Origin of the sequence: Polyangium sp. y55x31, assembly GCF_029946505.1 — a bacterium.
In the GTDB taxonomy this organism is placed as follows: domain Bacteria; phylum Myxococcota_A; class Polyangia; order Polyangiales; family Polyangiaceae; genus Polyangium.
Genome location: NZ_JARZHG010000011.1, coordinates 26,829 through 38,150 on the forward strand (window position 1 = coordinate 26,829; position 11,322 = coordinate 38,150).

Annotated in this window: 8 protein-coding genes; 5 read left to right on the forward strand and 3 right to left on the reverse strand. The window is 69.3% G+C overall.

The window, feature by feature from the left end:
* The first annotated feature begins 22 nt into the window (after positions 1-22).
* From gmk to QHF84_RS20540, 5 genes are all read left to right on the forward strand, one after another.
* Entirely contained in the window at positions 23-652 is a 630-nt protein-coding gene (gene gmk, locus QHF84_RS20520) for a guanylate kinase (RefSeq protein ID WP_281315035.1), read from the forward strand.
* The gene (mtnP, locus tag QHF84_RS20525) at positions 649-1,527 is read left to right on the forward strand and encodes an S-methyl-5'-thioadenosine phosphorylase (RefSeq protein ID WP_281315036.1); all 879 of its coding nucleotides are present in this window, start codon (positions 649-651) and stop codon (positions 1,525-1,527) included. Before gmk ends, mtnP begins: the two co-directional genes overlap by 4 nt.
* Positions 1,528-1,538: 11 nt before the next feature.
* A complete protein-coding gene (locus QHF84_RS20530; protein WP_281315037.1) occupies positions 1,539-2,465 on the forward strand; it encodes a PfkB family carbohydrate kinase in 927 nt (308 codons plus the stop codon).
* 78 nt (positions 2,466-2,543) lie between these two features.
* Positions 2,544-3,521: a hypothetical protein gene (locus QHF84_RS20535; RefSeq protein ID WP_281315038.1), complete on the forward strand. Its 978-nt coding sequence runs from the start codon at positions 2,544-2,546 to the stop codon at positions 3,519-3,521.
* Positions 3,522-3,653: 132 nt separating this feature from the next.
* Positions 3,654-7,829, forward strand: coding sequence for a hypothetical protein (locus QHF84_RS20540; protein ID WP_281315039.1), 4,176 nt, complete (start codon positions 3,654-3,656; stop codon positions 7,827-7,829).
* A gap of 52 nt (positions 7,830-7,881) precedes the next feature.
* Here the strand turns inward: QHF84_RS20540 and QHF84_RS20545 are convergent, their stop codons facing one another.
* The 3 genes from QHF84_RS20545 to QHF84_RS20555 all read right to left on the reverse strand — a co-directional run bounded on the left by QHF84_RS20545 (position 7,882) and on the right by QHF84_RS20555 (position 11,211).
* A complete protein-coding gene (locus tag QHF84_RS20545; protein ID WP_271922482.1) occupies positions 7,882-8,142 on the reverse strand; it encodes a hypothetical protein in 261 nt (86 codons plus the stop codon).
* A 189-nt stretch (positions 8,143-8,331) separates the two neighbouring features.
* Positions 8,332-9,564: a hypothetical protein gene (locus QHF84_RS20550; RefSeq protein ID WP_281315040.1), complete on the reverse strand. Its 1,233-nt coding sequence runs from the start codon at positions 9,562-9,564 to the stop codon at positions 8,332-8,334.
* Positions 9,565-9,669: 105 nt separating this feature from the next.
* Positions 9,670-11,211: a hypothetical protein gene (locus QHF84_RS20555; protein WP_281315041.1), complete on the reverse strand. Its 1,542-nt coding sequence runs from the start codon at positions 11,209-11,211 to the stop codon at positions 9,670-9,672.
* Positions 11,212-11,322 lie beyond the last annotated feature (111 nt).

Consider the following 11,322-nt stretch of genomic DNA (forward strand, 5'->3'; position numbering starts at 1 on the left):
CCCCAGCACGAGACCGACACGAATGGTGAGCGACTTCCTCCTCCTCATCGTCTCCTCCCCTTCCGGGGCGGGCAAGACGACGCTCTGCAACCGGCTGCGCGCGGAGTTTCCCGACCTGCGCTTCTCGGTCTCGCACACGACGCGCAAGCCGCGCCCGAACGAGGTGAACGGGCGCGAGTACCACTTCATCGACAAGGACTCGTTCGATCGGATGATCGGCGAGCACGCGTTCGCGGAGTGGGCGCCGGTGCACGGCAACTACTACGGGACGAGCGTCGCCGAGATCGAGATCGCGAAGCGCGAGGCGCGCGGCGTGCTCTTCGACATCGACTACCAGGGCGCGCGGCAGATCAAGGCGCGCATGCCCGAGGCCGCCTCCGTGTTCATCCTGCCGCCCTCGCTCGCCGAGCTCGAGCGCAGGTTGCGCGGACGCGGCACCGAGGACGAGCCGACCACGCTGCGTCGCCTCCAGGCGGCGAAGGGCGAGATCGAGCATTACGGATTCTTCGACTACGTGATCGTGAACGACGATCTCGAGCGGGCGTACGATCAGCTCCGCGCGGTGGTGTTCGCCGAGCGTTGCCGTCGTGGCCGGCACGCGCTGCTCTGCGAGCAGATGCTCGCCGAGGGCAAGGTCGGAGCTTCCACATGAGCCACGTCCTCGGGGTGATTGGCGGCAGCGGCGTGTACGCGCTCGAGGATCTCGAGGACGTCGAGGAGGTCGACGTCGAGACGCCGTACGGCCCGCCGAGCGACGTCGTGTTTCGCGGCCGCGATCGCGACTCGGGGACGACGCTCCTGTTCTTGCCGCGCCACGGCCGAGGCCATCGGCTCTCGCCGACGGAGATCAACTACCGGGCGAACGTGTGCGCGCTGAAGAAGCTCGGCGCCACGCACCTCGTCAGCGTGAGCGCGGTGGGATCCATGCGTGAGGAGATCCCGCCTGGGGATCTCGTGATCGTCGATCAGTTCATCGACCTCACGAAGCGTCGCACGAGCACGTTTTTCGATGGCGGCGTCGTGGGGCACGTGGCGTTCGCCGATCCGGTTTGTCCGCGCCTCTCGGCCGCGCTCGGGGACGCCGCTTCGCAGGCGCTCGAAGGCACGCAGAAGAAGCTCCACCGCGGCGGCACGTACGTGTGCATCGAGGGCCCGCAGTTCTCGACACGCGCGGAGAGCCTTCTCTATCGGAGCTGGGGCGTGCACGTGATCGGCATGACGGCGATGCCCGAGGCGAAGCTCGCGCGCGAGGCGGAGCTTCCCTATGCGCTGCTCGCGATGTCCACGGATTACGACTGCTGGCACGCGACCGAGGAGGCGGTGACGGTGGAAGCCGTGATCGCGGTGCTCCGGGAGAACGTGGCGTATGCGCGGCGCGCGCTTCGGGGGCTCTCGCGTACGCTGCCCGATCCCAAGACGAGCCCGGCGCACGGCGCGCTCGCGAACGCGATCATGACCCGACGTGATCTCGTACCCGAGCAGACGCGGGCGCGGCTGTCGTGGCTTTTGCCGGATCTCTCGTGCTAGAAGGGGCCGCCGTGAGCACGTCCTCTCCGATTCTCATCGTTGGATCCATGGCCTTCGACGATCTCGACCTGCCCTCGGGCAAGGCGCGCGACGTCGTGGGTGGCTCGGCCACGTACGCGGCCATGACCGCGTCGGTCTTCGCGCCGGTGCGTGTCGTCGCCGTCGTCGGTGACGATTTTCCGGAGCACGTGCTCATCGCCATGCAGGCCCGCGGCATCGACACGCGCGGCATCGAACGGGCGAATGGAAAGACGTTCCGCTGGGCGGGTCGGTACGATCAGGATCTCGTCCACCGCACCACGCTCGACACGCAGCTCAATGTCTTCGCCGACTTCCGGCCGCGCCTGCCCGAGGCTTACCGCGACACGCCGCTCCTTCTGCTCGGCAACATCCATCCGGGGCTCCAGCTCGACGTGCTCGAGCAGGTGCGCGCGCCTCGCCTCGTCGTGGCCGACACGATGAACTTCTGGATCACGGGTGAGCCCACGCTGCTCGCGTCGATGCTGAAGCGCATCGACGTGCTCATCGTGAACGACGAGGAGGCGCGGCAGCTCTCGGGCATCCACAACATCCGCCGCGCGGCCCGCGACATCCTCGCGCGTGGCCCGAAGCGGCTCGTCATCAAGCGCGGCGAGCATGGCGCGCTCCTCTTCGACGAGGAGGGCGTGTTCGCGGCCCACGGCTTCCCGCTCGAGGACGAGGTGGATCCGACGGGCGCGGGCGACTCGTTCGCGGGCGGCTTCCTCGGCTACCTCGCGACGCAGTCCGACATCACGCCTCTCGCGATGCGTCGCGCGATGGTGCACGCGACGGCGACGGCGTCGTTTTGCGTCGAGGCGGTAGGCACCGGCAAGGTCGGTGCGCTCGTGCGCGACGAGGTCAGCGCGCGGGTCGCCGAGATCCAGAAGCTCTACGAGTTCGGCGCCAGCTCGATGTGATGAGGCCGCTCCGCCCCGCGCGGAGCGGCCGCCGTCCGTGATAGTCTCCGCGCTCCTTTTTGCGTGGAGGAAACACGGATGCGCTTTTCGAACGTGGCCGCGTCGCTCGCGGCTTTCGGGCTTTTGTCTCTCGGGGTCCTCGGCAGCGGCTGCGGCGGTGACGAGAACCCGCCCTCTCAGCCGCCTCCTTCGGGCGCGAACTGCGCGCTCACGGCCGAGTGCGTCACGGCCGATCCGACGTGTATCGCGCTCGTCGACAACGCGGGCCAGACGGAGTTCGGCCTGCGCATGTCGCAGATCATCATCAGCAAGCCCGCGACGCTCGCGGCCGCGAGCTTCATCGGCAAGACCGTCGCGGGCGGCGTCGCGCTGGACGACACGAAGTGCAACCTGTCCGGCCAGGGCACGTTCTCGTGGTTGCTCCACTTCGACACGATGACGAACACCGTCTGCACGGGCGGCGCGAAGCCCGTCGCGAACCCCGCGGACGGTTATTCGTTCGTGAACGAAATGATCGGCGGCTTCAACATCACGCCGATCAAGTTCTCGAGTGATCTGTCCCAGGGCTCGTTCGAGGTCATGGAGGGTCAGGACATCATCGTCCCCGTGTACACGGCCGAGGGCGGCGCTCCCATTCTCCTGCCGCTCAAGAAGGCGCGGATCCTGGGCGGAAAGCTCTCGTCCAACAACAACTGCGTCGGCAGCTACAACGCCGAGGGCCTCGATCCGTTGAACCTCTGCAAGCCGTACCCCGAAGAAAATCAGTTCACGTTCAACAACGCGGGCAAGATCGAGGGGTACATCACGCTCGAAGATGCGGATGCCGTCGAGGTCGATCTCGCGAAGAAGTCGCTCTGCGCGCTCCTCACGGGCAAGGACGACGGCGCCACGCCGATCGCGAAGTGCGTGCGCGATGCGGGCGGAAAAATCGATTACAAGGGCGACTGGTGCGACGCCACGAACGCCGCGGCGGACGCGATGTGCGCGGACGCGGTGCAGCTCGGCGCGGAATTCGCGGCGAGCGCGGTGAAGATCAACGGCGGCTGCCCGCTCTGACGCGGAGCGACGTCCCGCCCGTCACGCTTGCGGCGTGCGCCGTAGGACGCGTACGATCGCGCAAATCCGGTGAAAAACGGCCTCTGGCGTGTGCGAGGGGCCGTCATCGGTGGCGCTTCGGAGGTCTTCGCCATGCCTCGCTTTCTCAGACATCTCATCGGGATCATGGTCGTGATCCTCATCGCCGGTTGTGCCGGCGGTGGTTGCTCGAGCGGATGCTCGGGCTGCGGCGTGACGCCACTGCCCGGCGGATTCGATCCCACTGCGCGGATCGAGAACGCCGGCTCGGTGCGACTCACGCAATCCGGGCTCACGTTCCTCGAGCAAAACCTCGGGCCGCTGGCCAAGAGCCTCCTCGGCGGCAATGGCAACGGAGGCATCGTCACGTTCCCCGTGCCCAAGACGAGCGGCTCGACCGCGGGCATCGGTTACGACGTCTGCCCCGACGGCCCCGACGAGAACGCGAACCCGCCGAGGTGCGTCGCGGAAATCGACGTCGGCAACGCCCAGCTCAACATCGACACGTCGACGCCGCACAACATCAAGATCACGGGCCCGCTGCCGCTCCGGCTCCAGGACCTGCCGATCGACATCTCGTACTTCGGCATCCCCGACAGCGCCACGGCGCGCCTGACGGGCAACGGCTGCACCACGCCGGCGGCGTTCGCGAACATCGATCTGAACGTCGACATCTCGATCGAGGTCGACACGAACCAGTCGCACTCGCGCTTCGGCTACTCGCGCGTCAAGGTCGGCGCCCTCTCGATCAACGAGACCCAGCTCCAGGACTCGCTCGAGTTCTGCGGCGGCGGGTTCTCGAACTTCGTGCTCAACGCGATGAAGGGCATCGTCTTCGATCTGCTCGTCGGCGAGCTCCTCGGGACGCTCACCGACACGGTCGAGCAGCAGCTCTGCCAGCAGGCGAACCCGGATCTGAACCCGTCCTGCCCGCTCGGCACGAACGACGTGGGCGGCGTTTGTCGTTATGGAACCGCCGAGAGCGACGAGTGTGCCTCGATCATCCTCGGCACCGACGGCAACGTGAACCTCGGCAGCCTGCTCGCGAGCGTCTCGCCCGGCACGAAGGGCGGCCTCGACATCCTCTTCGCGGTCGGCGGCGCGAGCCCGCGGACCGACAACAGCGGCTACGCGTGGGGTGATCTCAACCCGATCGCGGGCGGCGCGACGCTCGGCATGTACGGCGGCGCGGAGCCCACGCCCATCTCGCAGTGCGTGAAGTTCTCGGAGATGCCGCTGCCCACGGGCATCCCGGTCCCGGACGAGCTCCTCGGCAACACGGTCGAGAAATGGCCCGCGGGGCTCGACGGTCCGCACGTCGGCGTCGCCGTCTCCGAGCGGTTCGCGAACTACGCGCTGAACGGCATGTACAACAGCGGCTTCCTCTGCCTCGGCATCTCCACCGAGACGGTGCCGCAGCTCGCCTCGGGCACGCTCTCGCTGCTCGCGGCTTCGCTCAAGGACCTCGGCCTCCAGCGCGAGCCGCAGCAGGTCGCGCTCGTCATCCGGCCGGGCCGCCCGCCGACGGCGACGTTCGGCAACGGCACGGACATCAACACGGATCCGCTCATCCGCGTGAAGCTCGAGCAAGCCTCGTTCGACTTCTACATCTGGTCGACGGATCGCTTCATCCGCTTCATGACGGCGACCTTCGATCTCGACGTCCCCGTGAACCTCACGGTCACGCCGGACGGCCTGCTCCCCGTGCTCGAGAAGATCGGCGTGTCGAACGGCGTGGTCACGAACTCCGAGCTCCTCAAGGAGGATCCGGCGGTCATCGCGAGCGCGCTCCAGGGCCTCATCGGCAGCCTCGGCTCGCAGTTCCTCGGCGGGATCAGCGCGATCGATCTCTCGAGCGCGCTCAGCTCGGTCGGCCTCACGCTCACGATCCCCGAGACGGTCGAAGGCGAGGGCTCTGCCGGTCTGCGCAAGCTCGCGAAGGGCAGCGACAGCTACCTCGGCATCTTCGCGACGCTCGGCGTCGGCCAGGCGTCGCCCCTCGCGCCGAACCCGGGTTCGGCGGTGAAGGCCGAGCCGATCGAGACGACGGCGCGCGTGATCGAGAAGAAGCTCGATCGCACGGGCTTCCGCCTCGGCACGGTGGACGAGGAGAACGCGCCGGTCGTGACGCTGCAAATGTCGTCGCCGAGCGACATGGGCGCGGTGCCCGTGGAGTACTCGTACCGCGTCGATCGCGGCATGTGGAAGCCGTTCACGCGTGAGCGCACCGTCGACGTGCGCGACGAGTGGCTGCGTCTGCAGGGCAAGCACACGGTGAGCGTGCGTTCGCGCATCGCGGGCAAGCCCGAGACGCTCGACGAGACCCCGGCCGAGATCGAGGTCGTGATCGACGCCGAGCCGCCCGTGATCGCGGTCGGCGAGGTGCAGGAAGGCAACCGCGTGTCCATCGACGTGCGCGATCTCGTGGGCGGCGGCGGCGAGTCCCGCGTGCGCTATCGGCTCGACGGCGGCGCGTGGTCCACGTGGAAGCCTGCCACCGAGCTCGGGATGATCGACGTGGGCGAGTCGGCCGAGATCGACGTCGAGGCCGAGGACGCCGAGGGCAACGTGGCCGAGGCTTCGCAGGCGCTCATCCGCGGTCGCGCGCTCGTCACGGGCGAGGGCTGCGGCTGCGCCGTCGTCGGCGACGATCGCACGCAGGGCAAGACGATGTGGGTCGTCGGCCTCGCGCTGCTCGGCGCGGTGATCCGGTTTGGCCGTCGTCGCTCGCCGAAGGCCGCGGCTGCGAAGCCCGCGGCGGCGCCGGCTCCCGCGCGTCGCGCCTCGTCGCGCCGCGCGATCCGCGCGCTCTCCGGGCTCGCGATCATCGGCACGGCGGGCTCGTTCGCCGGCTGCAGCTGCGGCGGCGACGACAGCGCGATCGCCGCGGGCTATAGCTGCGTCGCGCCCGGCTGCACGACGCTCGAACCCGGGCTCATCGGCGCGTACACGTCGGTCGCGGTCGTGGGCAAGTCGATCTGGGTCGCCGGGTACGTCGAGGCGGACTGGGCGAACGAAAATAGCTGGGGTGATCTCGTCGTCGGCACGTGGAACGGCACGAGCGTCGGCTGGACCGCGATCGACGGCGTCCCGGCCGAGCCTGCGGTCGATCCGACGAAGTTCAACAAGAACGGCTTCCGCGGCGGTCAGCTCGAATCGGGCGACGACGTCGGCACGTGGACGAGCATCGCCCTGAGCAAGGAGGGCAACCCCTCCGTCGCCTACTACGACCGGACGAACAAGGCTCTCAAGTTCGCCCAGCGCGTGGGCGGCGGCTGGAACACCATCACGATCGAGAAGAAGGCGCAGGCCGACATCGGGCGGTACGCGAAGCTCATCATGGTGGGCGACAAACCCACCATCGCGTACCTCTCGATCGAGCCTTTCAAGGACGGCGTGGTCGTGTCGAAGGTCCGCCTCGCCACGGCGACGACGGCGACGCCGACGGAGGCGGACTGGACGTTCGAGGACGTGGCTGTCGACGAAGCCACGCCCTGCCGTGCGTACAACTGCGCGCTCGGCGACGTGTGCGTGCAGGAGACCGGTCGATGCCACGAGAAGCTCACGGCGTGCGATCCCAAGTGCGGATCGGGTTCGGCGTGCGTGGACATCAGCGGCGCGACGCAGTGCGCGGACACGGTCGACGGAGCGAAGATCGACACCTACCCCGAGGCCTACGGCGACTACATCTCGCTCGCGCAGGATCCCGCGGGCGGGCTTGGCCTCGCGTTCTACGATCGCATCCGGGGCAACCTCGTGATCGCCTCGAAGAACGCGGGCATGTGGCAGACGACGATCGTCGACGGGCAGGCGGCCGACGGCACGGACACCGGCGACATGGGCATCGGCGCCTCGCTCTTCATCGACGAGAAGGGCGACTGGCACCTCTCCTACGTCGACGGTTTGTCCGAAGGCCTCCGCTACGCGCAGGTCACGAAGGGCACGACCGTCAAGCTCACGGGCATGGTGGACGATGGCCTCACGGTTGATGGAGCGACGAAGTTCGACGACGGCCAGCACCTGGTCGGCGACGATTCGGCGATCTACGTCGGCGCGAGCGGCGAGATCCACATCACCTACCAGGACGCGACGGCCGGCAAGCTGCGGTATGCCGTGGGTACGCCGACGGGTGATCAGATCACCTGGAAGGTGCGCGCCGTCGAGCAGGACGGCTTCGCCGGCGCGTTCTCGCGCCCGATCGAGGTCGAGGGCAAGCTGATGCTCGTCAACTGGTGGCGCCACCTCGGTGAGGCGGGGCCGCGCGGCGACGTGGCGATCGTCTCGCCCTGATGCACGGCGAGGGCGCGCTCTCCGGGGCGCGCCCTCCCCTTCCCCATCCGCGTTACGCCGCGGCGATCTCTGCGGCGGTCTCCAGGAGCATCTCACGCGTTGCCGGGCCGTTCACCCGCGCGCGCTCCGAGGCGACGAGCTCGAGCAGCTCTTGCTTCGTGGCGACGCCGGAGTCGAGCAGCGCCCGCATGTACCCGTCGACCGCGCCCTGCGCCTTCGCGAGCTTCGTGTAGCTCGCGCCCGCGCTCTGCGCGCGAAGGGCCTCGTTCAACATCTGCTTGAGCTCCGCCAGCATCTCGCTCTTGCGTCGCATGAGACACCTCTCCCGATCCGGCAGGCTGCCGCCTCGGCCGCGCACCACGCGCGTACGCCTCTGGGGTCGGTCCTCGCCCACCCGGCTGCGCCACGCGCGCCGGATCGCCGGTACACGACGTCCCCTATCCGAGGCGTGAGCGTCGGGCCAAATTCTCGATCGTTTTTCCGAGAGGCGTCGGCGCAGCCGTCAGGACGAGCTGCTCTGGAGCAGGCGGCCGAGCGCGCTGTCCGCGAGCGCCGGATCGAGGCGGCCGAGCGCGACCGCCTTGCCCTTCTGCGGCACGAGCACGACGCGGCAACGACCACGCGCGGCGGGCATCAGGTTCGTCAGGGCGAAGTCGATCGCGATGGAGACGGCCACGAGCAGCGCGCCCATGCCGAGCAGATCCGGCGAGCCCGCGCGCGCGCCGTCGACGAAGAGCGAGATGCCCACGTAGCTGCCGATCGCCAGCGCGAAGAGCCCCGCGTACATCGCGAGCCGCGGATACCGCACCTCGCGGGCCACACGCGAAAGGCCCTCGACCGGGAAGACCATCTCCCGCTCGCGCACCGTCCGTCCGAGCAGCTCCGTCTTCGCGAGCACCGTGATCGAGCGCGGCGAGACCCGCATCTCCGCGGGGCAACGGTACCGGAGCACGAAACGCCCGATCAGGCGGGCGAGCGGCATGAGGAAGAGCAGGCCCGTCACGGCGAGCAGCACGAGCGCCACCGGGCCACGCGGCGCCGGGACGAGCTCTCCGGCGGCCGCGGCGGCGCCGGGGCTCCGCGCGTCCTGAAGGAGCGCGCGCACCACGGGATCACGCGCCTCGGCGGCGAGCGCCCGCGCGTCGTCCCGCGCAGCCGACGACGAACTCGCGCCGAGCGCCGCGGCCACCACGAGCGCCCCGGCGCGCCCCACGAGCGGCGCCGCGCCTTCGTCCGCCCTGCGCACGAGCGCTGCGGCTTCCCGCCAGAGCCCGTCTGCTTTCGACCCGAGCGCTGCATCGATCGCGGACAGCGCATCGAGCGGCGTGTGCGCGGCGACCCACGCGAGCGCCTCGACCACGCGCCGCTCGGCCTCCACGCCTTCCGGCGGGGCGAGCGCGATGCCGCGGGCGAGCAGCGCTGAAAGGAGCGCGCGTGTCGCCGGCCCTGTGGGCTCGTTCGGGCTTCGCTCGAGTGCGGCGAGCACGTTACCGAAGGGGGTCTCGGCGTCTTCGGTCGAGAGCCCGAGCCGGGCGGCGGCGTCGCGGGCCCCGTCGGGCAGGGAGGTCCTTCGCTCGTCGGCGCAGGCGAACGCGATGGCGTGGACGAGGCGGGCCAGATCGTCGCCGCGCGGATGACCGGCGAGCTCGGCGAGGACTTCGGGGATTGGGGCGGAGGGCGCCGCGAGGCGACCTGGAGCCCCAAGCGTCGAATGGTGCGTTTGATCGGCAGGCATGGCGTGCTCGGTCGCGCGTCGCGCGCGGGTCGACTTAACCGAACGCGCGCGCCCTGGCTAGTCTTCCGGGCTCTTTCGAAGGCGCGGCCGTGGGGCGAGCGTGCGTCAGGGCGCCTTTTTCCCGGCCTCTTCCGCGGCTTTCGCTTGTTTCGCGAGCTGCTGCTCGACCGCGCTCATGATGTATTTGAGCTGCTTGTTCGTCACGTGCGTGGTCGCGCGGACCAGGTCCCCCTCGGCGACGAACGGCGTCGGCCCGAGGACCTCGAACCTGCCGAGGAAGGGAATCTCGACCTTCCGGAACCCCTCGACGATCGGCCCGAGCTCCCCGGCGTGCTTCTGGGCCAGGGCTGCGTCCTTGTCCTGCGCCTCGAGGAGCACGTCTGCGCCGCCGTCGTCGGTGGGCGTCACGGAGAGCCGCATCCACTTGAACGTGTCGGGGATCTCGAAGGGCAGGCCCTTGAAGGCCCGGTGCGGCGTGACGATCGAGAGCGCGATCCCCACGCCGCTCGATTTGTTGAAGCCCTTCGTCGACTTCACCTTGGCGAGCTCGCCCTTCGCGTCGGCGGGCAGCACCACGAGGATCCGTTTGCCCGGGACGAGCGCGAAGATGCGCTCGCCCTTGTCGGCCTTGGCGATCGCGGCGGGCACGGGCGCGTCTTCGAGCCAGCGACCGGGCGGATCGCTGCGCTTGACGATCGTCTCGATCGCGGCGCGGATCTTCGGCTCGGGCACGTTGAAGTCCATCACCGCGACGACCTTGCGCGAGTCGCGGAACTGCGGGCCGGCGATGAGCAGGTGATCGAGGTCGCGGATGGGATCGATCGGCGTGTCCTTGAAGAAGGACTGCCACTGCGGGATTCCCACGAGGATCCGGCTGAACCAGGTTCCGAGCTCGTGCTTGCGGATCCGGTCGCCGGCGATGAGCACCTGGACGTTCGGGTTTTTCGAAGCGATCTCCGCGGGCGAACCCGCGGCCGCGAGTGGATCCTTGAGCTTCGGGCCTCCGGCATCCGCGCCTGCGTCGGGCAACTCCGCGACGGGCACCGGGGCGGCTGCATCCGGGCCTGCATCCGGCTCCGCTTTCGCGACCGCCTCCGCGTCGGCGCCTGCGTCGGGCAGCTCTGCGATCGGCGCGCCCGCGTCGGGCACCTCCGTGCCGCCATCCGTGACGAGAGGTGCTGCATCGGGGACGCCTGCGTCCTCCGGCCCTGCGTCGCTCACGCCTGCGTCTTCGGCTTCTGCATCCGAACCTGCGTCCGGCGCCTCGGCATCCGGGCCTGCGTCGGCCGGCTCTGCCTTCTTCTTGGGCTTCGGCTCGACTTTCTTGATGGGTTCGGCGGCGGGATCGGCCTCCGCGGCGGCGGGCTCGGGCTCCGGCGCGGGCGCGGGCGCTGCGGTTTCTCCGGGCACGAGATCGAGATCGATGGGGATCACGACCTCGCCCTCCATGTCGACCATCGACATCTCTTCGCCGAACAGGAGCGAGAGCCAAGCGAACAGACGCGTCGGCAGCAGCGGCACGTGCAGGAGGAGCGCGATCGTCAGGGTCACCACGAAGGCGCGTGGAGCGGCCGCGCGGATTCGCCCCAGAGGCGTGGCCGGCTCGTTCGTGTCTGTCCGGCCACGGGGCCGCGTCCGCTGCTCCACGGCCCCTACGGTAGCAGCGCCTCGTCTGGCGTCATCGGGCCGAGCGCTCCTTGGCACGTTCCTTTCAGGCGGCTTTCTCATCCCTTTTGCAGAGAACTGGATCGACGATGC